At 46.5% G+C, this 26,427-nt stretch carries 17 protein-coding genes and 1 pseudogene; 5 read left to right on the top strand and 13 right to left on the bottom strand.

Annotation, left to right across the window (positions count from 1 at the left end):
• Positions 1 to 3: 3 nt before the first annotated feature.
• Complete coding sequence (locus tag C1H71_RS16775) at positions 4 to 1,299, bottom strand: DUF445 domain-containing protein (RefSeq protein WP_130107584.1); 1,296 nt, start codon at positions 1,297 to 1,299, stop codon at positions 4 to 6.
• 237 nt (positions 1,300 to 1,536) lie between these two features.
• On the opposite strand from C1H71_RS16775, the gene C1H71_RS16770 reads away from it, so the two are divergent.
• The gene (locus tag C1H71_RS16770) at positions 1,537 to 1,992 is read left to right on the top strand and encodes a YaiI/YqxD family protein (RefSeq protein WP_130107583.1); all 456 of its coding nucleotides are present in this window, start codon (positions 1,537 to 1,539) and stop codon (positions 1,990 to 1,992) included.
• A gap of 37 nt (positions 1,993 to 2,029) precedes the next feature.
• Here C1H71_RS16770 and C1H71_RS16765 read toward each other — a convergent pair whose 3' ends face one another.
• The 7 genes from C1H71_RS16765 to kdpF form a co-directional block, all read right to left on the bottom strand.
• A complete protein-coding gene (locus C1H71_RS16765; protein WP_130107582.1) occupies positions 2,030 to 3,736 on the bottom strand; it encodes a hypothetical protein in 1,707 nt (568 codons plus the stop codon).
• 109 nt (positions 3,737 to 3,845) lie between these two features.
• On the bottom strand, positions 3,846 to 4,535 hold the full coding sequence (locus tag C1H71_RS16760; RefSeq protein ID WP_130107581.1) for a response regulator: 690 nt from the start codon (positions 4,533 to 4,535) through the stop codon (positions 3,846 to 3,848).
• 112 nt (positions 4,536 to 4,647) lie between these two features.
• Entirely contained in the window at positions 4,648 to 7,362 is a 2,715-nt protein-coding gene (locus C1H71_RS16755; protein WP_262488314.1) for a DUF4118 domain-containing protein, read from the bottom strand.
• Between the two features lie 61 nt (positions 7,363 to 7,423).
• Positions 7,424 to 8,008 (bottom strand): potassium-transporting ATPase subunit KdpC, encoded by a 585-nt coding sequence (gene kdpC / locus C1H71_RS16750; RefSeq protein ID WP_130107580.1) that lies wholly within the window; start codon positions 8,006 to 8,008, stop codon positions 7,424 to 7,426.
• A gap of 365 nt (positions 8,009 to 8,373) precedes the next feature.
• Positions 8,374 to 10,521 carry a potassium-transporting ATPase subunit KdpB gene (gene kdpB / locus C1H71_RS16745; protein ID WP_223145901.1) on the bottom strand — a complete coding sequence of 716 codons (2,148 nt, stop codon included), beginning with the start codon at positions 10,519 to 10,521 and terminating at the stop codon, positions 8,374 to 8,376.
• 66 nt (positions 10,522 to 10,587) lie between these two features.
• Positions 10,588 to 12,399 carry a potassium-transporting ATPase subunit KdpA gene (gene kdpA / locus C1H71_RS16740; protein ID WP_130107579.1) on the bottom strand — a complete coding sequence of 604 codons (1,812 nt, stop codon included), beginning with the start codon at positions 12,397 to 12,399 and terminating at the stop codon, positions 10,588 to 10,590.
• Positions 12,400 to 12,477 carry a K(+)-transporting ATPase subunit F gene (kdpF, locus tag C1H71_RS22020; protein ID WP_374704462.1) on the bottom strand — a complete coding sequence of 26 codons (78 nt, stop codon included), beginning with the start codon at positions 12,475 to 12,477 and terminating at the stop codon, positions 12,400 to 12,402. It lies immediately after the preceding gene.
• Between the two features lie 604 nt (positions 12,478 to 13,081).
• Between kdpF and C1H71_RS16730 the strand changes: the two genes are divergently transcribed.
• On the top strand, positions 13,082 to 14,539 hold the full coding sequence (locus C1H71_RS16730) for an adenosine deaminase (protein ID WP_130107578.1): 1,458 nt from the start codon (positions 13,082 to 13,084) through the stop codon (positions 14,537 to 14,539).
• A 261-nt stretch (positions 14,540 to 14,800) separates the two neighbouring features.
• On the opposite strand, the gene C1H71_RS16725 is transcribed toward C1H71_RS16730, so the two are convergent.
• The 5 genes and pseudogenes from C1H71_RS16725 to ppsA all read right to left on the bottom strand — a co-directional run bounded on the left by C1H71_RS16725 (position 14,801) and on the right by ppsA (position 23,420).
• A complete protein-coding gene (locus C1H71_RS16725) occupies positions 14,801 to 17,464 on the bottom strand; it encodes a PAS domain-containing hybrid sensor histidine kinase/response regulator (RefSeq protein ID WP_130107577.1) in 2,664 nt (887 codons plus the stop codon).
• A gap of 179 nt (positions 17,465 to 17,643) precedes the next feature.
• The gene (locus C1H71_RS16720; protein WP_130107576.1) at positions 17,644 to 18,063 is read right to left on the bottom strand and encodes a hypothetical protein; all 420 of its coding nucleotides are present in this window, start codon (positions 18,061 to 18,063) and stop codon (positions 17,644 to 17,646) included.
• Between the two features lie 9 nt (positions 18,064 to 18,072).
• Positions 18,073 to 19,317 carry a porin gene (locus C1H71_RS16715; protein WP_130107575.1) on the bottom strand — a complete coding sequence of 415 codons (1,245 nt, stop codon included), beginning with the start codon at positions 19,315 to 19,317 and terminating at the stop codon, positions 18,073 to 18,075.
• Positions 19,318 to 19,724: 407 nt separating this feature from the next.
• Entirely contained in the window at positions 19,725 to 20,927 is a 1,203-nt protein-coding gene (locus C1H71_RS16710) for an aspartate aminotransferase family protein (protein WP_130107574.1), read from the bottom strand.
• Positions 20,928 to 21,048: 121 nt separating this feature from the next.
• Positions 21,049 to 23,420: pseudogene (gene ppsA, locus C1H71_RS16705) on the bottom strand (phosphoenolpyruvate synthase).
• 323 nt (positions 23,421 to 23,743) lie between these two features.
• On the opposite strand from ppsA, the gene ppsR reads away from it, so the two are divergent.
• From ppsR to minD, 3 genes are all read left to right on the top strand, one after another.
• Complete coding sequence (ppsR, locus tag C1H71_RS16700) at positions 23,744 to 24,562, top strand: posphoenolpyruvate synthetase regulatory kinase/phosphorylase PpsR (RefSeq protein ID WP_130107573.1); 819 nt, start codon at positions 23,744 to 23,746, stop codon at positions 24,560 to 24,562.
• Between the two features lie 321 nt (positions 24,563 to 24,883).
• Positions 24,884 to 25,591 (top strand): septum site-determining protein MinC, encoded by a 708-nt coding sequence (gene minC / locus C1H71_RS16695; RefSeq protein WP_130107572.1) that lies wholly within the window; start codon positions 24,884 to 24,886, stop codon positions 25,589 to 25,591.
• 25 nt (positions 25,592 to 25,616) lie between these two features.
• Positions 25,617 to 26,426: a septum site-determining protein MinD gene (gene minD, locus C1H71_RS16690; protein WP_130107571.1), complete on the top strand. Its 810-nt coding sequence runs from the start codon at positions 25,617 to 25,619 to the stop codon at positions 26,424 to 26,426.
• Position 26,427 lies beyond the last annotated feature (1 nt).

The following is a 26,427-nucleotide window of genomic DNA, read 5'->3' as shown; positions in this document are numbered from 1 at the left end:
CTATTAAACCAAATACCCCGCCGCCACATAAATAATCAGCCCCACCAAGCCCCCCACCAAAGTCCCGCTCACGCGAATAAATTGCAGATCGGTACCGATATTTAATTCGATGCGCTCCACCATATATTGCTCGTCCCAAGTTTTCACTTGATCACTAATAAATACGCCGATTGTTTCGCGGTATTCTTCAATCACCGGCGGTGCGGCGTTTTCTATCTGGGCGTTAATCCACTGTTGTATTTCCACATTTTCCTGCAGTTTTTTACCCAGTGTTGCGGCCAAAGTAACGATATTGGCACGAATAGTGGAATCCACTCGGTGCAAATCGCTATGCAGCCAAGTGAGTAATTGCCTCCACAGCGTTTCAATATATTCACCTAGCGCAGGATGAGAAAGTAATTCATTTTTAATCACGTCTCCCCTTTGCTTAAACTCTGCATCGTGTTTTAGCCTTTCAATAAACTGCGCTATATAGCCATCAAATTGCAAGCGCAAATGATGCTGCGGGTTTTCCTGCATGGCGCGCAATTCTTTTTGCACCGCCGCCAGCATTTTTTCAGAGAGGTATTTGCTAGCAACTTTATCCAGCGCCATATATTTTAAAAATGAAATTTCATGCGCAGCCACTTCTGCTAGTGTCTCCTGCGTTTCAATTCGGCCTAGGATTTTATCCAGCTCATGCAACACCTCATTTAATACATGATGATGGCGGCCATTCTGGGTTAAAGATTCTAAAACATGACCGCTGAATTTGCTGATATCAATACGCTGTAATTCTGCGAGCATATTGCTTTTTAAAAATACCAATAAGCGCCCGTCATGGAGCGTATTTAGGCTATAGGAAAGCATTCTCACTAATAGATTAGCCGCGTGGCGCACGTTTTCTTTTTGATTTAACCAAGCGGCTATTTTTAAGGCAGGATTAAATTCGCGGAGTTTGCCAACGATGCGCTCGGGCGATAAAAAATTACTCTGAATAAAACTACCAAGGCTATCGGCAATACGCATTTTATTTCTGGGTACAATAGCCGTATGCGGAATCGGCAAGCCAAGCGGCCTACGAAACAATGCCACCACCGCAAACCAATCCGCCAGCGCGCCCACCATCGCGGCCTCAGCAAATGCGCAAAGATAAGCCAGCGACGGATAGCGCGATTTGTATATCGTGGCAATCACAAATACCACAGCAAAAAACAGCAATAAAGCCAGTGGCAGTAATTTGGCCTGTTTTAATTTTTGGCGTTTAAGCGCAATTTCTGCGCTTTCTATCGCCTGATAGAGATCGTTATTAGAGGTCATTTACACAGTAAAAAAAGATGAGGAAGGTTTTAAACGCACCAGCAGGTGAGCAGCAACTATTTTGCCTGCCAGCATACGCGCTATAATCTGCAAAAAACATCCGCTACAAAATACACCAAAATGATGCGAACAATTCAATTGAAATACCAAGCGCATCGTAAATTGCTTTCAACGGCTTCTTTGATGTTTTTTGTGGGTAAACACCATTTTTTTTAACATCAGTAATAGGTTTATATCATGCAAATCTGGGTCGATGCCGATGCCTGCCCCAAGGTGATTAAAGAGATTTTATTTCGCGCTGCGGTGCGCTGCGAAGTGATCTGCACTTTTGTTGCCAACCAGTATATTCAAACACCCGCCTCACCTTTTTTAAAATCACTGGTGGTGGAACAAGGCTTTGATGTGGCGGATCGCCGCATTGTGGAGCGATGCACAGCGGGTGATTTGATTATCACCTCGGATATTCCTTTAGCCTCTGATGTGATTGCCAAAGGGGGCTTAGTGTTGGATTCACGCGGTGAGCGTTTAAGTAAAGAGAATATCGGCGAGCGCCTGAATATGCGTGACTTTATGGATACCTTACGCGCCAGCGGCATCGATACCGGCGGCCCAAGCGCCATGAGCACTGCAGACAGGCAAAATTTTGCGCGGGTACTGGATAGTTTGCTCAATAAAGCAAAACGCCAGTCCTAGCTCAAAACAGAGAGGGGCAAGCTCCCCCGGTTTTAACTTAAGTACCTTTACTCACCACATTTTTAACCCGGGCAAGCGCCAAAGCCGTCATAAACTGCGTTAAGAAATCATCCCCCACCACCCACTTATCCCCCACCTGTTTCAAATCGATGGTTGCTTTAAACTGCATCTCAGCCGAGACGCCCAAAGCAGCCAGATACGAATCGGTGTAATCAATCAAAATAGGACACCTTAGCTGCTCTTTTGCAGATGAGGTACATTTTCCATCCGGCAAAACGCCCCATAAGTCATCAAGCCGCGATTTTTTATTTTTCAAGCCCATAGCCCATTTATCATTCATTACAGCATCAATAGACTTCAAGCCATCCCGCACCGCCTGATCTAAGACGTCACTACTCAAAGGCCCGCTCAGCGCTGGGTCAAGCGCATTCGGCCCAAAACGAACATTCAGATAATCAAGGGGCTTGAACTTAAGGCTAAATAATTCGGCGTTATCTTTGTCTGGCTCTATCAAATAAGCAATGACTATTTTTTCCCCTTTACTCTTAAAAACAACACGACAGGCACGAGATTTGCTCAAACTATCGTATCCAATCTCTTTGGCGGGATGAATATCAGACCTTTGCTGCTCCTTATCTACAGAGGGGCGGTAAATATTATTCTTGGCCTCCATTTGATACAGTGTCATAGAGACATTGGTGCCCACGTTTTTCGAATTACACAGTGGTGTCGTTGCAAGCAGCGGCTCAGTGGCAGGTAGCTGCATAAATCCAATCACACTCGCGATACAAAGAACCAATACGGCGCAGCACCACCAAACAAATTTTTTATTCAACGCCTTATTTTGCTCCTGACACAGCAGAAACATCGAGGTCGTGCGATCAAAATCCAGCGCTTGTAGCGCATAAATAAAAGATTCTGTTAACAGACTTGTTTCAACTTGCCCACTAAACAAATAGGTTTTTCTTTGCTCCGCCTCTTGCTGCGGAATGTAATGGCTGGCGATGAGGCAATCTAGCAGGCCATTGATGGATGCATCGTCATACTCTGGTAATGCGCCGGTATCAACACGGGCTTGCAGATTTTGATACTGTATATGGGCTAAGAAACCCAGCACTTGCAGCTGCTGAAGATATTGCCGAGTGAGCAATGGGTGCAAAGACGGATTAATGCGCTCAGGGCTAATTGGGCGCATTCGCAATAATGTATCTTTATCAAAAGCATGCTCTGCCAGCAAGGTATCAATCGCATTTTGCACTTGGGAGGCGCTGGAATATCCCTCGGCGACTAGCCAATCCAGCACTTCTCGCAGCAAATAATGCTCATGCAAAAGCGCACCTACCTGCGCTAAATGTGGCTTAGCCAGCGCCGCGTTTTCATCATTCAAAAATTGATGCTTTATCAAAAGATCTAACATTAATTGCTGAATTTTTTTGCCGATCAGTGCCGGATTAAGGCTTAAGAACTTCTCAAGATAGAGGGCATTTTCTGGCGTAGTTTCATCCAGTAGTACCTCAAGCGCGAGCTTAATTTGGGCTTCATCCGTAGCGCCTTGCCGAACCAGCCAATCCAAGGCATCTCTCAGTGAGCTATTTTCAAACTGAACAATAAAATCACCCTGCGCGCTGCCAAGACGCTCCCAGACAAAATCAATACGGTTATCAAACAAGAACATTTCGTATTCAAGCAAAACAAACATCGGAGCACAGGCAGAACACTTGCCACGTAAGGAAGAGCTAAACACAATTTAATCCAAAATAATTGAAAGTAATTTTCTTGCAGATTTCGCAGGCAGTAATTATTGCACTTAACAGCTTTAGCCACACTGCCTATAACTACCTACAAAAACCTTTCTAACTCATCAAGCGATAGCCCACACCAGTTTCAGTGATGATATGTTGTGGCAAGGCGGGGTCTACTTCTAATTTTTGCCGCAAATGCCCCATATAAACACGTAAATATTGACTGCTTTCTGAGTGCGATGGCCCCCATACGGCTTTGAGCAATTCACGGTGTGTGAGCACTTTGCCTTGAAATCTAAGCAAGGTGGTTAACAGCCTATACTCGATAGGTGTCAAGTGAACAGGGGCATCGCTTCTATAAACCTGACGATTAACCAGATCAATTCTGACCTGACCAAATTCCTGCACCTGCTGCACATTCTGCCCACGGGCATGGCGGCGCAGCAGCACGCGGATACGCGCTAGACATTCAGGCACGCCAAAGGGCTTGGTCAAGAAATCATCCGCGCCCGCATCTAGCGCACGCACTTTTTCCGCCTCTTGCGTTCTGGCCGACAGCACCAGTATCGGCAACTCGCACCATTCCCGCAGCTGGGTAATCACCACCACACCATCCATATCGGGCAGGCCCAAATCTAAAATAACTAGATCCGGCTTACGGGTGGCCACTTCGATCAGACCTTTTTTACCCGTTTCTGCATCAAATACCTGCATGCCTGCATCGATCAGCGACGCCGACAAAAAATGCCGAATCGGTTTTTCATCTTCAATAATAACAACGGTAATAGGAATATCTGACATAGGCGCCCCTACTGGTGATGCTTATTGTTGTTTTTTAATTTTGCTGGTTATGAGTACATCGGGTAGCAAAAAAACCTTGCCCACCGAGCATGATCCATATGCAAAACAACCGCTACTCCAGCAAAGCCGGAGGTGTGCCCATCGGTAGAGTGAATTCAAACGCTGCGCCGTGAGGGTCTAGATTTCTAGCGCTAATCTGGCCACCATGCGCCAACACAATGCTGCGGCAAATAGCGAGGCCAAGGCCCACCCCAGGCGCGCCGGACTCCACAGTGCCACGGGTAAATTTATCAAACAAACGTTCGGCTGCGCCTTCCGGTAAGCCTGGGCCATTATCACTGACGCAAATCCGCAGCATCGTGCCGTCTTTTTTTACAGAGATCGTCATGATACTGCCAGCGGGCGTATATTTGGCTGCGTTTTCCAGTAAATTGACCAACACACGCTCCATCAGCACAGCATCGTATTCCAGCATGGGTAAATTGCGTGGCAATTCTACTTTAACCTGATGCGCTGCAAGGCTAGCCCCAGCCACTCTCACCGCCCCGCCAACGGATTCTTCGAGCAGCTGCCATTCTTTATTTGGCTTTACACCGGACTGCAGCTTAGCCATATCCAAGAGATTGCTGACCATATGATTCATCCGCATCGCTTCTTTTTGCAAACTTTGCGAAATCTGCCGCCATTGCAGTGGTAATTCGTCTTTATCTAAGAGGCTAGCAAGGCCAACTAACGTGGTCAGCGGGGTGCGTAAATCGTGTGAGACGGCCGACAACACACCGTTACGCAAGCGCTCTGATTCCATCACCACAATAGCGTCCTGCGCCACTTCAACGTAATGCACCCGCTCCAGCGCTAGCGCAATTTGGCTGGCGGCGGTTTCTAGTAGTCTTTGCTGCTCGGGTAAAAACACATGTTTGCTATCCCCAGGCAAAAGCGCCAGTACGCCACGGGTGCGCATTGGCGCTTTCAGCGGAATATAAAGTAATGGCGCAGCAGGCAGGGTGTGGGTTCCCAGCCCTGCTGGCTGTTGATAGTCGTATACCCACTGGGCGATGCCCAAATCGGCATTGGCATGCTCGTGCGACACGCGTACTTTTTCTTCACTATCAGGAATAAACAGCAGCGTTTTCGATTGAAATAAGCCATCAAGATGACGCACGCTGGTTTCTACAATTTGCGTAGCGGTCAGTGCGCCAGATAGCTCTCTACCCAACTCGTATAAAGCCCGGGTACGCCGCTCGCGATAAGTGGCCACTGTCGCTTCAAAACGCAAGCGGGATGTCAGGTGGCTAATGATTAATGCCACGGCCAGCATCACGGCAAATGTCAGTAGATACTGGGTGTCTGACACGGTAAACGACATGCGGGGTGCAACAAAAAAGAAATCAAACGAAGCCACCGACAATAGCGAAGCCATTACCCCCGCTCCTCGTCCATAACGCACCGAGACCAGCACCACGGCCAGCAAATACAGCATCACCACATTAGCCAGATCAAAAAACTGCAGCAGGCCCGCCGCTAGCAGCGTAGTGATCGCCGATGCGCCCAACGCGGCAAAATAACCATGGCGCTGTAGCTTAGGTGTCACTTCATCAAACAACAGGCTATTGGGGGATGAATCTGCCGTAGCTGGCTCGCTGATATCGTGAGCCACCACATAGACATCCACATCACTGGCTTTTTCCACCAGCCGCTCAAATAAGGGGCGACGTAATAAACGCGATAGATTTTTGCGCTGCGATTTACCCACCACAATTTTGGACACATTGCGGCTGTGGGCAAAGGCCAGCAGGGTATCCACCAGATCTACTCCTGCCAGCACGCTGGTTTCTGCGCCTAATTCCTGGGCCAGCTTGAGGGCTTTTAGCACCTGCGTACGCGCAGCCTCGCCTTGGCGCTGCAGCTCTGGCGTTTCTACATACACCACCAAGCAATCAGCGTGCAAGCTAGCAGCAAGGCGGCAGGCATTACGGATCAGCTTCTCACCCCCTGAGTAAGGCCCTATGCTAATGAGTAAACGTTCATGCGCCTGCCAAACCGGCTGAATAGATTGATCGGCTCGATACGCACGCATCTGGGCATCCACCCGATCGGCCGTACGGCGCAAAGCAAGCTCGCGCAGCGCCAGTAAATTACCTTTGCGGAAGAAATTTTGGCTGGCACGGGTAGCTTGCTCGGGGCGATAAACCTTGCCTTCCGCCAAGCGCTGCAACAGCTCGTCTGGCGGCAAATCAACCAGCGTGACTTCATTGGCCGCGTCAAACACATGGTCTGGCAGCGTTTCGCGCACCACAATGCCCGTAATCTGCCCAACTACATCGTTTAAGCGCTCCAGATGTTGCACATTCAGCGAGGTGTAAACATCAATCCCCGCCGCCAATAGCTCTTCTACATCTTGCCAACGCTTGGGGTGACGAGAGCCCGCCACATTAGAGTGCGCCAGCTCATCAATCAAAATCAGCTTAGGTTTTAAGGCTAGCGCAGAGTCTAAATCAAACTCAGATAGCCATTGGCTACGATATTCAATTTTTGCAGCAGACAATACTTTCAGCCCCTGTAGCTGGGCGGCGGTTTCGCTGCGGCCATGCGTTTCAACCACCCCCACCAATACATTTACGCCAAGGCGCTGCTGCATATGGCCTGCCGCCAACATGGAAAAAGTTTTACCCACACCGGCGCAAGCGCCAAAGAAAATCTTCAAACGCCCGCGTACCGCCTGCTGGTCTTCACGTTTAATTTTATCGAGCAGGGAATCGGGATCGGGGCGGGTATCGGTCATGGCTTCAATAAAGGTAAATATGTAAGGTGGGCGAGCCTTGCCCACACGGGCGATCCATCAAAGTTCGCTAAGGGGGTTATATCTATGTATGTGTTTTTCTGAGTGCTTACTTAGCCAGTGGATATTGTTGATCCAGCGCTAAATTTAGTTTCAACACATTCACTCTTGGCTCACCAAACACCGCAAACTGACGGCCTTCGGTGCTTTCTTCCAGCAGTTTACCTACTTTCTCTGCTGATAGCTTACGCGCAACCGACACGCGCTCCAACTGATAGCTAGCTGCTGCGATGCTGATATGTGGATCAAGACCACTTCCCGATGCCGTTACCAGATCAACGGGGATACTACCCGCCTGATCAGGATGGGCTTTTTTAAGCCCTTCAGCACGTGCTTTTACAGTACCCAGCAGTGCTGGGTTGGTCGGGCCTAAATTAGCGCCACCAGAGCCATTGCCGTTATAAGCCATCGGGCTGGTTGCAGATGGGCGGCCCCAGAAGTACTGCGGCTCACTAAAATTCTGGCCAATCAAGCTAGAGCCAACCGTCTTACCTTGATCTGTAATCAAACTGCCATTGGCCTGATCGGGCATGATGGTTTGGGCAATACCGGTCACCATAAGTGGGTAAGCCAAGCCGGTTATAGCAGAAAGTAGAGCAAAAATGACAAGAGCGGGTCTTAATTGGGCATTCATTATTATTCCTTATGATCATCTTACTGATCAATTCAAAATTAAATTACGTAGCGGCCATGGCTCACCACTTCAGAAATCACTACGCCACAGCACTGTTTTGCAACAGCGGCACAGCGTTTTACAACGCACAGCAGACAAATCTTCAGCCGCTATAGGATGGAAAGCACCACAGCGGTAACATCCCACCTCTCCCTCCCCCTTGCATGCAGCATGTTTGGCTAAATATTCACGGAGGGTGGGAGAGCGCCGCCAGCAGCAGCGGGCGCAACGCCACACCCCGTAGGGCAAGAGCAGCATGACAACAATGAGTAGTGCATTCCCAATCATGTCCATACGCCAGTCCTATCGCTTTAAATGCCGTTTTTTTAAACTAGGCCCATTGCACCTAATGCCATATCAATGAGTTTAATTCCGGCAAAAGGCACTAATAAACCACCCAATCCGTAAATCAATAAATTATTGCGTAGTAATTGCGCGGCAGCCTGAGCACGATATTTCACGCCCTTTAATGCTAAAGGAATCAAAAACATAATAATAAGCGCATTAAAAATCACCGCCGACATCACGGCTGAATGAGGGCTATTTAATCCCATTACATTTAAAGCGCCCAATTGCGGATAAGTCGATACAAACGCCGCGGGGATAATGGCAAAGTATTTGGCCACATCGTTAGCAATACTAAAGGTGGTTAATGAGCCGCGTGTCATCAGCATTTGCTTGCCGATTTCTACAATCTCAATCAATTTAGTTGGATTAGAATCCAAATCCACCATATTGCCGGCTTCTTTAGCCGCTTGCGTACCGGTATTCATGGCCACCGCCACATCGGCTTGCGCCAGTGCAGGCGCATCATTGGTACCATCACCCGTCATCGCCACCAATTTACCTTCGGCTTGATATTGGCGAATCATGGCAAGTTTCGCTTCTGGCGTGGCTTCTGCCAAAAAGTCATCCACACCCGCTTCGGCGGCTATCGCCGCAGCGGTCAGCGGGTTATCACCCGTGATCATGATGGTTTTAATGCCCATCTGCCGCAGCTCGGCAAAGCGCTCTTTAATGCCACCTTTTACGATGTCTTTTAGCTCGATCACGCCCATCACCTTAGCGCCATCGCTCACGAGTAAAGGCGTTGATCCACGGCGAGCAATTTCATCTGCGATCTTGCCAACCGCTTCTGGGAATGCACCGCCCATGGTGGCAACGTGTTTTTTAATGGCGTCGATCGCACCCTTGCGGATTAAACGTTCATCGTAATTCACGCCACTCATACGGGTTTGCGCGGTGAAGGGCACAAATTCTACAGCGTGGCTTAATAGTTGACGCTCACGCAGGTTAAATTTCTGCTTAGCCAGCACCACAATACTGCGCCCTTCTGGGGTTTCATCAGCCAGCGAAGCTAATTGCGCGGCATCGGCTAGCTCTTCCATTGTCACGCCTGGGGCGGGCACAAAAGCGGAGGCTTGACGATTACCCAGTGTGATCGTGCCGGTTTTATCCAGCATCAGTACATCCACATCCCCTGCCGCTTCTACTGCACGGCCCGATGTAGCGATCACATTGGCCTGCATCATGCGGCTCATCCCTGCCACACCAATGGCCGACAACAAAGCACCAATCGTGGTTGGAATCAAACACACCAACAATGCAATCAGCGCCGTAATCGTAATTGGTGAGCCGCTATGCCCCGCCGCTACGCTAAATAACGAGAATGGCAGCAGCGTGATGGTCACCACCATAAACACAATGGTCAGCGCCACCAATAAAATCGTTAGCGCAATTTCATTGGGTGTTTTCTGACGCTTAGCGCCCTCTACCATGGCAATCATGCGGTCCAGAAAAGCCTCACCTGGATTCACGCTAACCCGCACCACCACCCAATCAGAAAGCACGCGTGTGCCACCAGTTACCGCAGTAAAGTCACCGCCCGATTCGCGAATCACCGGCGCAGATTCACCCGTAATGGCTGACTCATCCACCGATGCCACGCCTTCAATCACTTCACCGTCTGCAGGCACCACATCACCGGCTTCAACCAAGATGTAATCCCCTTTACGCAGGCTGGCACTATCGGCTATCGATTTGCCATATTTACGACCAGGGCCGGACAGTTTCTTAGCAATGACATTTTTCTTGGTGTTTCTTAAAGAAGCGGCCTGTGCCTTGCTACGCCCCTCTGCCAAGCTTTCAGCAAAGTTTGCAAACAACACGGTAAACCACAGCCAGGCCGACACCCCAGCAATAAAGCCTGTAGCCGCTTCACCTTGGCCAGCCAGCGCCTGAATCAGCAGCAGCGTGCTTAAAATACTGCCTACATAAACCACAAACATCACGGGGTTTTTTAGCTGCGTTCTAGGCGCTAGTTTTTTGAACGAATCAACAATCGCCGGCTGAATCAACTGTGGGTCGAGTAAAGAAAGTTTTTTATTAGCGACAGGCATTTGCTGCGAAGCGGCCACCGCTACAGGCACAAACGCTGCGGCGGGCTTAGTACGATTTACTTCTTGAGTATTCATCGCTTTTTACCAAAAAGAGTTGCAATGGTTTGAATACAAATTTGCAGATTAGCCCGCTCTGAACGGCTACTTAGCAGGTGCAATCATTTGTAGATGTTCAGCCACAGGGCCCAGTGCCAAGGCGGGCACATAGTTAAGTGCCCCTACCAGCAAGACCGTACCCACCAACAGCACCACAAATAAGGGCCCGTGCGTTGGCAGGGTACCGCCTGTAACAGCAAGGCGTTTTTTAGCGGCTAAGGAGCCAGCTATCGCCAGCACTGGCACAATAATCAAGAAGCGACCAAACCACATCGCAACACCCAACATCACGTTATAAAACGGGGTATTCGCCGACAAGCCAGCAAACGCACTGCCGTTGTTATTGGCGGCCGAAGTAAATGCGTACAGCACTTCACTTAAACCATGCGCGCCTGGGTTTAAAATCCCCGCCCTGCCATCTGTCACCATCAGCGCAATCGCTGTACCCGTTAGCACCAAAATTGGCGTAACTAGAATCGTCAGCGCGCTCATCTTCATCTCAAAGATTTCAATTTTTTTGCCTAAGTATTCAGGCGTGCGGCCCACCATCAAGCCGGCAATAAACACCGCTAAGATGGCGAATACCAACATGCCATACAGGCCCGAGCCCACGCCACCAAACACCACTTCTCCCAGCTGCATCAATGCCGTGGGCACCATTCCACCCAGAGGAGTCAGTGAATCATGCATGGCATTGACCGCCCCGCAAGAAGCCGAGGTGGTCACAGCAATAAAGAGCGACGTTGCCGTAATTCCAAAACGAGCTTCTTTGCCTTCCATATTGCCGCCGGCTTGCGTCAGACTGGCCATCTGATCAACACCTAGATCAGCCAAACCGGTCGTGCCTTTTTGCTCGGCATACACCAACACGGCGTACATGGCGACAAAAATCAGCGCCATCGAAGCGATAATGGCCCAGCCTTGGCGACGATCCCCCACCATGCGTCCAAACACAAAACACAGCGCCGCAGGGATAATGAAAATGGCCAACATTTGTAAGAAATTAGTAAACGGCGTTGGGTTCTCAAAAGGATGCGCCGAGTTCGCATTAAAGAAACCACCCCCGTTGGTGCCGAGTAATTTAATCGCTTCTTGCGATGCTACGGGGCCCATCGCCAAGGTCTGGGTATGGCTTACCACGTCTTCTAAAACTGGTGCGCCCTTAACGTCTTTAATGATTTCACCTTGAGCGTCGTGCTTAGGCTGCTGGAAAATGCTGGCCTGTAAGGTTTGCACTTCTTTATATGCAGATAAATTCTGAATCATGCCCTGCCCCACAAACACCAGTGACAGCACCAAAGAAAGCGGCAACAAAATATATAAAGTGGCGCGGGTCATATCCACCCAGAAATGACCCACCGTACTGGCGCTATGCCGTGCAAAACCACGAATTAGCGCAATGACCACCGCAATACCAGTTGCAGCAGATAAGAAGTTCTGTACCGTCAAACCCAGCATTTGTGTCAGGTAAGACATGGTGGTCTCACCACCGTAACCTTGCCAGTTCGTGTTTGTAACAAAGGAAATTGCTGTATTTAAGGCTGAATCTGGACTAATCGGCCCCAAAGCCTGTGGGTTAAATGGCAAACCACCTTGCACGCGTTGCAGCGTATACAAGGCCGCACCGCCAACAAAATTAAACAGCAGCAGGCTAAAAGCGTAGGACTTCCAAGTTGTTTCTTGGCTGGGCTGAATCCCAGCCAAGCGATAAATACCGTGTTCAATCGGCTTTAAAATACGCAAAGGGCCATTGATTTCCCCACACATTACTTTGGTAATCACAGCCGCAAGTGGCCAAGAGAGCAGCAACAAAACAAGTAAAAACAGCCCCAACTGGAACATTGCATCGCTAGTCATTTAAAAACGCTCCGGCTTAAACAAGGCATAAAAAAGGTAAACAAGCAGTGCCGCAGCAACGCCCAAGATAAGCAGCATCATGCTTCACCACCTAAGCGGCTACATACCACCGCCAGCAAGGCAGGGCACGCTGCAAATACACATAAAGCGCCAAAATAGATCAGATCCATTGGGTAGCCATAAAAGAAGTTGACCCATGCACTGTATGGAAAGCGGCGTAAAGACTTTGGTAAAAACGAGCGGATGGGTATAAAGAAAGTATAAAAATTGAGCACAGCCCGCTTAATGTTTACGACTATATCGGCGCATCTAGCAGCCTGTCGGACTTAGTCACTACTTAAAAGCAGCTTGAATCAGCCCGCCAATCAAGCAAAACGAACGTAGGCTTTATGATGTTGTAAAATATCTATTACATTTAATTTGAGCATATTTCGCTTACAATCAACAATTGATTATTTTGTAATTCATTTGCACAACAGTTGGGCGTATAATATTTGACCAAAAAAAAACATTCCTTATAGGCCGACTTTTTTCCCTTTTATATCAATCAATTATATGCAATTTGCGCATAAGCAATAATCAACTCCGCAATTTAAAAAAATGCAAGCGCTCTAACACCTTATTCATTTAATATTTTATTGCGGACTATAATCTACCATTCCATCAATAAAAAAGGATTAAGATGAAAACTAAACTACTTGTACTCTGTCTGCTTGCTATCGGGGCTGCACACGCAAAAGATATCAATAATAACTACACGCAAACCAAGCAATACTATTCGCAATTAATCAGCGCCCCCACACCCAATACAGCAGAGCTGGGGCTTTTGATGAATATGCTGCCTAAAGGCGCTGATTTACATCACCATTATTCTGGTGCCATTTATGCCGAGACCTATCTGGAATGGGTAGGCAGACAAAAATTTTGCATTTATAGCGAAGACAATGCCGCACTCAACGCTCAAAAATTTCATATCAACACCAGCCCTAGTGATGCAAGTAGCAAAATTTGTTTAAGCGCCGATGCCACTCGCCAAAACAATGCTTTTTATCGCGAGCTACTACAAAAATGGTCTGATAAAGATTTCAGCAATCATAGCCATGAACAACCCGCCCCCGATCAAAACTTCTTTAATACCTTTTTCTATTTTATGCCGGTTGCTAGCTATGCCATGCATGAAGGTTTTCAATCTTTAAAAGAGCGTGCACAGGCAGAAAACGTACAATACTTAGAAACGATGGTCGATTTAGCCCCAAGCATCAGCAATAAAGAATTAGACCAAGAAATAAATCAGCTAGTGCAAAACTCAAAAAATGCTGAAGCTATTTTCACCCGCTACGCCGATTTTATGGCGCAAGACACCACCAGCCAGCAACAAATTAGCGCCTATATAAAGATCATGGAAGACGCCGCCAAAGGCATTGATAGCAGCGATTTTAAATTACGCGTACAAGCCTATGTATTGCGCAATCTATCGCCATCATTGGTCTTTAGCCAAATGTATTCCGCTTTTGCCGCAGATAAAGCCAGTGATCTCATTGTGGCAGTGAATATTGTAGGGCCAGAAAATGAACACGTTGCGATGCGTGATTATGATTTGCATATGCAAATGTTTAAATTCTTTAAAAAACGCTATCCAGATAGTAAGCTAGCCCTGCACGCGGGTGAATTAGCGCTTGGCATGGTACCACCAGAAGGATTAAAAAATCATATTAATGACGCAGTACAGATCGCTGGCGCAAATCGTATTGGCCACGGCATTGACATTACCCACGAAAAAAATGCTGATCTACTTTTAAAGAAACTAAAAGAAAAAGACATTGCGGTAGAAGTTAACCTAACAAGTAATGAGTTTATTCTTGGCGTAAAAAACGAAGCGCACCCCATTCAAGTTTACCGCCGCCACGGTGTACCATTTGTCATCTCTAGTGATGATCCTGGCGTATCGCGCAATAATCTCAGCGGCGAATACCTGCTCTACGCCAGCCGCTACAAACCATCTTACGACGAGCTAAAAAATACGGCCATGAATAGCATCCGCTATTCATTTTTAGGCCAGGCAGAAAAAAAATCTGAAATGCAGGCGCTTAAACAACGCTTTGATGAATTTGAAGCAAAAATTGCAAAGATGATTAAGTAATAAACAATCAGCGCTACTGCAATAAAATGCAGTAGCGCTTTTTTTCAAAATTGGACTAACTGGTAATATTTAAGCCTGCTCTAACCTGCTAGCAATAGGTAAGCCCCCACAACTCAACCAAAGGCCAACATGCAAACAACATTTAAATACAATCAGTTTGCTTACCAATCAAAGACTGCGAGAAAATTCCACTTAGAATGAGTTGGTTTTGTGGAGGGATGACTGGGGCCTACCAAGTATCTAAACAGAGGGTTGAATCATTTAACGCGTAGTTGAGATCCACTTTAATAACTCTGCCTGCAAGACTTCAATACTAATTGGTTTGGATAAAAAATCATTCATACCCGAATCAAGGCAGCGCTGTATATCTTCTTTAAATGCATTTGCTGTGAGCGCTAAAATAATCACATTACATTTATCACTACTAAGGGCTCTAATTGTGCGAGTGGCATCAAAGCCATCCATATTAGGCATTTGGCAATCCATCAGTACCAAATCATATGTATTTTTCTCAACCGCTTGTACTGCTGCTTTACCGTCGTCCACCACATCAACACGGCAACCAATTCTTTCTAACATCAACAAGGCAATTTTCTGATTTAATAAATTATCTTCCGCCAATAAAACATAAGGCTTTTCAACAAAATACTGCATACCAATAGCCGGCAGTGATGGTATTTCCTCTTTTTTGACCTGCAAAGAAAAAGCCACTTGCAAACATTCAAATAATTGCGCAGTACGAATAGGCTTATTCAGCAGCGCATTAAACCCCCTATCACGCGCCTGCTCTGCCCGCCCAAGCAAACCTATACCACCACTGAGCAAGATCAAGGGCAACTCGGCATACAGAGGAGTTGAACGTACGACAGTCAGTAATTGAAAATCGTCTTGTTCAACCAATTGAGCATCTAAAAATACTAAACAAATATCTTGCCGCTGTTGCAGTACTTGCAAAAACGCATCGCCACTGGTGAATGCCTTAACAACAAAACCCAAGGCTTGCAATTGCACCGATAATAGCTCGCAATTTTCGGGCAACTCGGCAAGCAGCAAGACCGATTGCCCTATTAACTCGGCAGGCAGCACAAAAGGGGGGTGGATTTGATTTGCTTTACTCAAAATAATTTCAAACCAAAAAATAGAGCCCTCGCCCTCCTTACTACTCACATCAATCTGCCCGCCCATCGCCTCAGCCAAGCGCCGACAAATCGACAGCCCCAACCCCGTGCCACCAAAACGGCGAGTGGTTGAAGCATCTGCTTGCGCAAAAGGCTTAAACAACTGAGCTTGAACTGCGGGCGAAATTCCAATACCCTTATCCACGACATCAATATGCAAACGATACTGATTGCTACTAATCAGCATCGTGTTGACCCGAATTAAAATAGGGCCTTTACTGCTAAACTTAATTGCATTATTCAGCAAATTTAATAGAATTTGCCTTAAGCGACTAGAGTCTCCATTCATGCGCCACGGCACATTTGGATCAATTAACAAAACCATTTCTAGCTTTTTCTCTACCGCCTTGCTCATCACTAAATCTAATGATTCTTCAATTGTTCTGCGTAAATCAAAATCAAGCAATTCAAGTTCTAATTTACCGGCTTCAATTTTAGAAAAATCAAGCAGATCATTAATCTGCGAAAGCAAAGCATCACCACCGGTATTAATAGCCGCTACAAAGTCTTTTTGCTGTGCATCAAGCGTAGTGTCCCGCAACAGAGCAGAGAACCCTAAAATCGCATTCAATGGCGTTCTAATTTCATGACTCATATTGGCCAAAAAATCACTTTTTGTTTGATTGGCACGATCGGCAGCTATTTTGGCATTTTGTAATGATAAGGCTATTTTTTTTGCCGACTCCTCGCTTCTTTTACGATCAGAAACATCACCCAGCAAGCCCTGCAGCATGACTTCATCAATCGGGTTAAGTACCAAGCTTAGCCACTTGCTATCTTTTTCATCCAAGAATGAAACAAACAAATCTTCATTTACCCCTCTATTTTCTTTTAGTGATAAATCAATCAGCTCGCAGCAGCGTGATGCCGCTCCACCTAAATAATACTGCAGCATTTCCACTCGATAAGGAGTTAAAGGCTCTACCCCCAATAAACGCATAAAGGATAAATTATAGGAATGTAAACGGCCAAATTTATCTACTACAAAAATGCCCGTTTCCGCATTTTCAAAGATGGCTCTATATTTTTTTTCATCTATTTCACGTTGAATACGTAAATTTCGCTCATTATCTAAAATCAACACCAAGCGATTTAACAATGCATTAACGTCGTCAACCAATCGGCCAATTTCATCACTGCCATGCCCGCTTGGCAATTGCAGCTTAGCGCCGAGCTCTGCTGAAAGATGATGTAAGTGATCAGAAATGTCTTTAATAGGCCGCGTAATCAGGTGCAACACAATCAATACTACAGCTAAGGCCACCAGCATGGCTTGCATAAGCAGTATATAAACAATAAATTTAGAACGCTCAGCAGCGTTACTCTGAATCACTTGCGGATCTAAATCTAAGGCTATTTGGCAGACAATTTCTTGGGAATTAAAAGGCGAACTAATTTGGCGAACAATACTACCTTGCACCAACTCATCGATCCCAATTTTTTCGCCGCCAGCTTGGGCAAGAATAGCGTGTTCGTTTTTAATAATAACGCGATTAATAAAATGACTTTTAAGCAAGCCACGAACAACTTCAGCAGCCAAATTTTTATCATTTAAAAAACAAGCAATTTTCACGGTATCTTCAACCGTGCTCAGTAATTCATTAGTGTGAAGACGATGTTCTGTTCGCTCTTTTTCTACCAATACAAAATAAGTTATCCCAGAAAAAATTGCGCCTGTAAGCAAAGCAATGCAGAGTACCAGCGTGGCACTGCGAAAAACTAGACTAGTATTTAAAAGTTTAAGCATCACTATCACATTGTAAAATCAATACACACCAGCGTCTCATTTAGACAGAATAACCTGATTATGCCACTTGTTCATTTTTTGTCGTGTATCTGAAAAAATCGACATTAAGGGATAGAGGTGCATCAAGCAGCATATGGCTTTTTTTGCGCAAAAATAAACAATAAACAATAAAAATTGCATCAAAGACTTAAATCCAAAACCACTTTAACTTTAGAGTTAATTTTCTTTTTATCGCAATAGGCAATATAGCCAACATGATTAGCAACCATATTTAAAACAATATCCGTATCATCCACGGGGGTAGGCGGCGCAACTTGCCCTGAAAATTTCAACCTTGCCCAGTAAGCATCCACATCGGCTAATTCTTTATTTAGCAGAAATTTATAAAACTGCTCACGGTCAGTCGGAGGGGAAATAATATCAAGTGGCACCGCATTTTGCCCAGAAGGAAACTTACGATAGCGCCCCATAAAAATATTAACCACTTCATTTTTACTCAGCTTTTCTACACCGCTATTGGGGTGGACAATCACCACCCAGTCCGCAGCAAAAACAGCGTGACTTAATAGAAAATAAAAGAAAAAGGCATAGATTCGCATTACATTGCCTTAAAAGATACAATCTAACGTTAAGCTATAAATTGTGCCATTCCCATCCCAACCAGGCTGTTTATTTGCCCACAGAAATGAATTTCTGCTGCGCACATTATCAATTTGAAATTTTAAATCCATATTACGCATAACGTCATAGCGAACACCCATCGAATAAGTGCGCTGGCCATCCAAAGAAATACTCTGTACATTTTTAATAAATGTATTCAATACTGAAAAAATCGGTGCATCAGGCAGGCCTGCATTTTTATTCATTCCTGAGGTGACAATTTCAGAATAAGCCATAAAAGGAGTAAATTTCCCTATGCGATAGCCAAAAATAATATAACCTGCATCATTATCCGGATAAGTAATCATATTATTTAATAAACTGCGAAACATCAGCTGAATTTGTAATGGCCCATTGTCATAGGCAAGGCCTGCAGATAAAAATTCAACCTGCTTTCCTTTTACCACCGCCGCATCGGCAAAGGCCGCCAAACTAGGATTAATGGCATTAATTCGAGGTGAGCGTAAAACAGCCACTGGCGTATCAAAACCCGGCAACTCATTTTCTAAAGTAACTTGAGCATAACCACTCCTAAATTGCCAATTTTGCCATTGGTAATCTAAATAGGCACCCCATACTAATGAGCCTGCCAAATTAAGATTATCGTCAATGCCAGCAATGGGAAGTTTTTCTTTTGCCTCCCCAATAAATACTTTTGCGGTGGCAATGCCTTCTCCCAAGGGGTGCCGAATGACTAAATCTGCACCATCAATAAAACTAATGGTCAACCCACTGTAATAATCAACGGGTGGACGAACAGGCAAATAGGAATAGCCCACATGCTGTGAATCGGCCTGCATATACACATCAAAACCAAGCCGCCCAACTCGAGCTTGCACCGACTCATTCGGCGAGTATTTAACAAAAGCCCAATTAATATCAGGGGTAAATGTATTGTTATAACGGCGCAAACTGATCACTTGTGCAGTCGCTGAAAGTGTTTCATTTACTTTAAGATCAAATTGAAGGCCTAGCCTTGAATCCACGCCAAGATCGAAACGCTGGGTGTAGCCCGCCCCTTTGCGTTGAGACAAATCACGTAAAAAATCGCCTTGATCGCTACTGTTATACACGCCACCCAGCGTTGCAAAACCACTCCACGACAGCACGGGCTCTTCTGCAAGCGCAGGCAGCGCTATAGCCAATTGCAAGCATCCGTACACAATCCATTGTGAAATAATTTTTTGACTCATCTACTTGTAGCCTATTGAACTTACAACCCGCTCTAAAAACCGCACTTTGCAACAATATAAAGTGCTCTGAGCATGCATAGCCCATTGTTTCATTGGAATATTCTTTAAATTAGTTTTTATATCATTAACGCTTAAATACGGCACAAGTTAAACTTTCAATGACATATCCGCAAATCATAAACCTAGCTGCTATCGCAACTCCAAAGCCCCTTCTTCAGGCTGAAGCCTACTTGAAGATAACCAAGAAGCTAGGAACATCAAGACATTCCTTTGAAACGAGCATTAATAGTGCTTGGCTTTTAGTCGCCTTATGCCACTGTAAGCAGTGTTGGGCGGATTGATGTGAAAACAAACGACTCTAAGAGTCGTTTGTTTAATCCACCGCAATCCTGCCGCGATGAAAAAGCTTATACAGTAAATGCCACTACGGCACGCTCGAATCTTTGCATCGCCTCTTGAATATCCCCATCAGTAATCACTAAAGAGGGCGCAAACCGAATCACATTTGGGCCAGCCATTAAAATCATCAGACTTTCTTTTACCGCTAAATTAAGCAGATCTTTCGCACGACCAGCAAATGCAGGGCTAAGCTCTGCACCTATCAATAAACCCATACCGCGAACATCCGCGAATACCGCATATTTTTCATTAATCTGATTCAAAGCCGCCACAAACAATGCACGTTTAGCTTTTACCCCAGCCAATACCACAGGCGTATTCACCACATCCAGCAGGGCATTGCCCACTGCGCAAGCCAAAGGATTGCCACCGTAAGTGGTGCCGTGCGTGCCTACCGCCAAATGTTTGGCAATGTCGTGAGTAGTGAGCATGCAGCCTAGGGGGAAGCCCCCACCAATGCCTTTAGCGCTGGTAAGGATATCGGGTGTCACGCCGAACTCTTGATAGGCGTATAGGCTACCGGTACGGCCTGCGCCACTTTGTACTTCATCAAAAATCAGAAATGCATGGTGCCTATCACACAAGGCACGCACGCCAGCGATAAACGCCGCCGTGGCGGGCACAACACCGCCTTCACCTTGAATTGGCTCGATAATCACACAGGCTGTATCATCATCGATCAGGGCTTCTAACGCAGCTAAATTATTGTATTCAAAGTATTCAATACCCGCTGGTTTTGGGCCAAAGCCATCGGAATACTTCGGTTGTCCACCCACGCATACCGTAAAAAAAGTGCGTCCATGGAATGAATTTAACGCGGAAAGTACTTTATGTTTTTTATCCCCAAAGCGCTCAATAGCAGCGCGGCGGGCTAATTTTAGTGCTGCTTCATTGGCTTCTGCGCCAGAGTTACAAAAGAACACCCGCTCTGCAAAAGTAGCATCCACCAATTTTTGCGCTAAATCGAGCGCGGGCTCATTAGTAAACGCATTTGATAAATGCCACAGCTTGCTACCCTGCTCATTTAAGGCAAATACCAGCGCGGGATGGCAATGGCCTAGTGCATTAACGGCAATCCCGCCGGTTAAATCCACATATTCTCGGCCATCTTGATCCCAAACTCGGCTCCCTGCTCCGCGCACAGGTACAAAGGCGGCTGGGGCATAATTAGGGACCATATATTGGTCAAAATCAGCACGGGTATGGGACATACAAGAATTCCTTTTTTTAAATAAAAAGCGGCGAGCTACAATCGTAACCCGCCGCTTCTGTTTTGTTCAAGATTAATGCCGCAAATACGGCATTAAATCAGCACAAAGTATTTCAATACGACTATTTAGCCTTTGCACCTGCCAAATAAAGCCAAGTTTCAATCACGGTATCAGGATTCAGCGAAATAGTTTCAATGCCCTCTTCTACCAACCACTGCGCAAAATCTGGATGATCTGAGGGCCTTGGCCACAAATACCCACGTACTTGTTGGCTTTGCGGCAGGCTTTAATCGCCATTGACAACATCGCTTTCACGGCATCATCACGCTCATCAAACGATACAGAAACAGGCCCGCCAGAATCACGGTCAATCCCAAGCGTCAGCTGCGTCATATCGTTTGAGCCAATCGAGAACCCATCAAAGAACTGTAAGAATCGATCAGCCAACACGGCATTGGCAGGAATTTCACACATCATAATCACGCGCAAATCATTAACACCGCGCTTCAGGCCATTGCGCTCGAGCAAATCGATCACGCACTCTGCTTCTTTTAAGGTGCGCACAAAGGGAATCATGACTTCTACATTGGTCAGGCCCATTACATCGCGTACTTTCTTAACCGCACGGCATTCAAGCTCAAAGCAATCACGGAAGCTTTTATCCACATAACGCGCTGCACCACGAAAACCGATCATTGGGTTTTCTTCGTGCGGCTCATACTCGCTGCCACCAATCAAGTTTGCGTATTCATTTGACTTAAAGTCAGACAAACGCACAATCACTTTTTTCGGCCAGTAAGCTGCGGCCAGCGTTGAAATCCCTTCGGCGATTTTATCCACATAAAAATCAACCGCACTGCGGTAGCCAGCAATACGTTCTTCAACCTGCGCTTTTAGCTCAGGCTGCAAATGTGGGTAGGCCAACAGGGCTTTGGGATGCACACCAATCATGCGGTTAATAATGAATTCTAAGCGGGCCAAACCTACGCCTTCATTTGGCAATTGGCAAAATTCAAATGCCAACTCTGGATTGCCCACGTTCATCATTATTTTAACTGGCGATTCAGGCATATGCCCGAGCGAGGTATCCATGCGCTCAAACTTTAAAATACCTTCGTAAACATTACCCGTATCACCTTCAGCGCAAGATACCGTGACCAAGTCACCGTCTTTTAAGACGCGTGTTGCATCGCCGCACCCCACTACCGCAGGAATACCTAATTCACGCGCGATAATCGCTGCGTGACAAGTACGGCCGCCACGGTTGGTCACGATAGCAGAAGCGCGCTTCATTACCGGCTCCCAATCTGGATCGGTCATATCAGACACCAGCACATCGCCAGCTTCAACTTTATCCATTTCGGATACATCACGAATCACGCGCACACGGCCTTGGCCAATTTTTTGCCCAACAGAGCGGCCTTCAGCCAGCACCTTACCGGTTTCTAACATGCGGAATTTGGTGAGCTTCTCGGCATTGCTTTCTTGCGATTTCACCGTTTCTGGGCGCGCTTGCAAGATATACAATTTGCCATCAATCCCATCACGGCCCCACTCTACATCCATCGCGCGGCCATAATGCTCTTCAATAATTAAAGCGTAGCGTGCTAGCTCTTCTACTTCGGCATCGCTAATCGAAAACTTACTGCGCTCCGTTAGCGCAACATCAACGGTTTTAACGGATTTACCTGCTACCGCTTCCAGATCGAATTCCATCTTGATGGCTTTGCCACCTAAGTGGCGGCGCACAATCGCTGGGCGGCCTGCACGCAGCGTTGGTTTATGCACATAAAACTCATCAGGATTTACCGCGCCTTGCACCACGGTTTCACCCAGGCCATAAGACGCCGTTACAAACACCACTTGATCGAAACCGGTTTCGGTGTCGATCGTAAACAACACCCCTGCCGCGCCAAGATCCGAGCGCACCATGCGCTGAATACCCGCTGATAGCGCTACTAGCTTATGATCAAAACCTTTATGCACGCGGTAGGAAATAGCGCGGTCATTATAAAGCGATGCAAACACTTCTTTCATCGCAACTAAGACATTTTCAAAGCCACGAATATTCAGAAATGTTTCTTGCTGACCAGCAAAAGACGCATCCGGCAAATCTTCGGCTGTAGCAGAAGAGCGCACAGCAACGGTTACATCGTCGCCAAGCAGTTTATAATGTTCTTTAATCTCTGCTTCCAGCTGCGCTGGGAATGGTGTTTCTAAAATCCAAGTGCGGATTTGCTTACCCACGATGGCGAGCTGGCGCACATCATCCACATCTAAGCTGCTCATGGCTGCATCGATACGATCGGCTAAGCCTTGATGGGCTAAAAATTGTCGATATGCCGCTGCGGTAGTTGCGAAACCACCGGGAACAGACACACCTTTTTCTGTAAGCTGAGAGATCATCTCACCGAGCGAGGCGTTTTTACCGCCTACCTGTTCTACATCGTGCATACGCAGATGGGCGAAATCGATCACATAGCGTTCGGACATGGTGCGGGCCTCTTAAATGTTGCGTTGCGATAAACTGAGTGCATTTTAGGCTGAGAGCGCTAAGAGACAACTCAGGATAATCCATTACATGAAAATCCATTACTAGCGGCGCAGCCCTTGCTAGAACAGGGGCTAGCCAAAACAGAGCAGAATAAGGTAGTGACAGATTTTTTGTATTTTCGAGTAAAAAGCTTACTATTGATGGAAAAAAAGTGCAAAACCAAACTCAAACTGGCTTTTTTGTGCTTAGAACACCCTTTCATAGACTGGCTAGCCGCAAATATACGGCATGCCCACACACACACAATTTTTGGAGATTTACGATGCGTCGCACGGCTTTCTTTGTCTCCGACAGAACTGGTATTACTGCCGAAATGCTTGGCCACTCGCTGCTTACCCAATTTGAAGACGTCACATTTCACCGAGTGACCATTCCATACGTAGACACCCCTGAAAAAGCCATCGAAGTGGCTTTGGAGATCCGTAAGCATTCCGTCATCGACGGATGCAGGCCACTGGTTTTTAGCACGGTAGTAGACCCAGTCATACGTAAGCTAACCCATGTACCTGAAGCTTTAGTCATCGATTTCTTTGAGATGTTTATTGGGCCACTTGAAGCCGAGCTTGGCCAAGACTCTTCGCATACAGTGGGTAAATCGCACGCAATTGTGAATTTTGAAGAGTATAAAAATCGAATTGATGCGGTAAATTTCACGCTTAACCACGATGATGGCGTGATGCCGCGCGATCTTTCTGAGGCCGATTTAATCCTAGTGGGCGTCTCAAGATCAGGAAAAACACCTACCTGTCTCTATTTAGCCCTGCAATTTGGAATAAAAGCCGCCAATTATCCGCTGACCCCAGAAGACTTTGGCAACCATACCATGCCCAAATTACTCCTCCCCTATCGTAATAAATTGTTTGGTTTAACGATTGAATCTGAGCGATTAACAGAAATTCGCGAAGAAAGAAAACCCGATAGCAAATACTCATCCATTGAAAATTGCCGCTTTGAAATCGCCGAAGCCGAAGCGCTGATGCGCCATGTGGGGGTGCCCTACCTCAACACCACCCGCATGTCGATTGAGGAATTGGCCACCACCATCATGCACCGCACAGGCTTGGTACGCCGTACCTACTAAAAAATATGAATGGTTAATCCACTAAAAACACGAAATGAAACGGATAATCTCAACAAGACGGCTAGTTATTGCAGGCAGTGATCGCCTATATCCAAACCAGTCATGCTGTCGCTTCTTTTTGTGTATTTCGTGGTTTATGTAGCTAGCGTATTGATTTGCTTTAGCGAAGCAAAACAATCAAGGGAGGTTTATAAATTTGCTTGCGACATCCCCTCGATCATTCATTCATTTGTGCTTACGCCATAACACAGCTTCCTTGCCGTTGCGCTACACGGTAAACTCGAGCCCTCAACGATCAACGCACTTAATCGGCTTACTCGCATGACACATTCGGCCTCTGATTTAGACAGTATTTTTGAGTTTAAAAGCAGCAGCATCAAACTCCTGTCTTTTGTCCCCGCCACACTAGACCCCAGCCGATTAGAAGCAGCACTGCTTGAAAAGCTCGGTGGGCGTGAGCATTTCCTGGCCGGCGAGCAACTTATTGTTGATTTTAGTAGCTTACCCGAACTGCCGTCTGCACTGGAAGTTGGCACTTTAGTTAGACTTTTACAACAATTTTGCCTCTTGCCAATCGCCGTACATGGCGGCAACAGCGATCAAAAACTCGCAGCCGCATCAGCAGGTTTGGTTATTTTGCAAGATGATTCTCTCTCCACCCCCATCCCCAATAAAGCCGCACCCCCGCAGCCCGCGCTGGTGATTACGCGGCCAGTGCGCACTGGGCAGCAGGTTTATGCCAAAGGCGGCGATTTAATCGTGTTGGCGCTGGTATCTGCAGGCGCTGAAGTGATTGCCGATGGCAACATTCACGTCTACGCGCCTTTGCGTGGTCGTGCGCTAGCGGGTGCAAAGGGTGATAATCAGGCCAGAATTTTTACTACCTGCATGGAGGCCGAACTCGTGTCTATTGCAGGCATATACCGCTCTTTACAAGAAGATCTACCCGATTCGATACGCACCAAACCAGCACAAATCTACTTAGATCAAGAAAAGATCGTGATCGAAGCCTTAAACGAAACTAATTAAATATAAAGAAATCAGGGGATTTATAGTGGCAAAAATCATTGTTATCACATCAGGCAAGGGCGGCGTTGGCAAAACCACCACTAGCGCCAGCTTTGCCTCTGGCCTTGCTCTGCGCGGCTTCAAAACGGCCGTGATTGATTTTGATGTGGGCCTGCGCAACCTTGATCTAATCATGGGTTGCGAGCGCCGTGTGGTTTACGATTTCGTCAATGTTATCAAGGGTGAAGCCACGCTTAACCAAGCATTGATTAAAGATAAAAACTGCGACAACCTTTATATCTTGCCTGCATCACAAACCCGTGACAAAGACGAGCTATCTAAAGAAGGCGTGGAAAAAGTTCTAAAAGAGTTGGAACAAAGCAACTTTGATTACATTATTTGCGATAGCCCAGCAGGCATTGAAACGGGTGCGTTTATGGCACTTTATTTTGCCGAAGAAGCTATCGTCGTGACCAACCCTGAAGTTTCATCCGTTAGAGATTCAGACCGCATCATCGGCATTTTAGATGCTAAATCTAAACGCGCCGAAGACGGTGGCACAGTAAAAACGCACCTACTGATTACCCGCTATAGTCCTAAGCGGGTTGATTCAGGCGAGATGTTATCGCTTGATGATGTTCAGCACTTATTGCGCATTAAATTGATCGGCGTAATTCCAGAATCCGAAAGCGTGTTACAAGCGTCAAACTCGGGCAGTCCAGCAATTCACCTAGCGGGCAGCGATGTTTCTGAGGCTTACAAAGATGTGGTCGCCCGTTTCTTGGGTGAAGAGCGTCCATTACGTTTTATTGAAACACCCAAGGCACCGTTCTGGAAACGGCTATTCGGGGGTTAAG

Source organism: Iodobacter fluviatilis (genome assembly GCF_004194535.1).
In the GTDB taxonomy this organism is placed as follows: domain Bacteria; phylum Pseudomonadota; class Gammaproteobacteria; order Burkholderiales; family Chitinibacteraceae; genus Iodobacter; species Iodobacter fluviatilis_A.
Note: the sequence above shows the minus strand (reverse complement) of the source record. Positions and strands in the feature narration are given on the sequence as shown.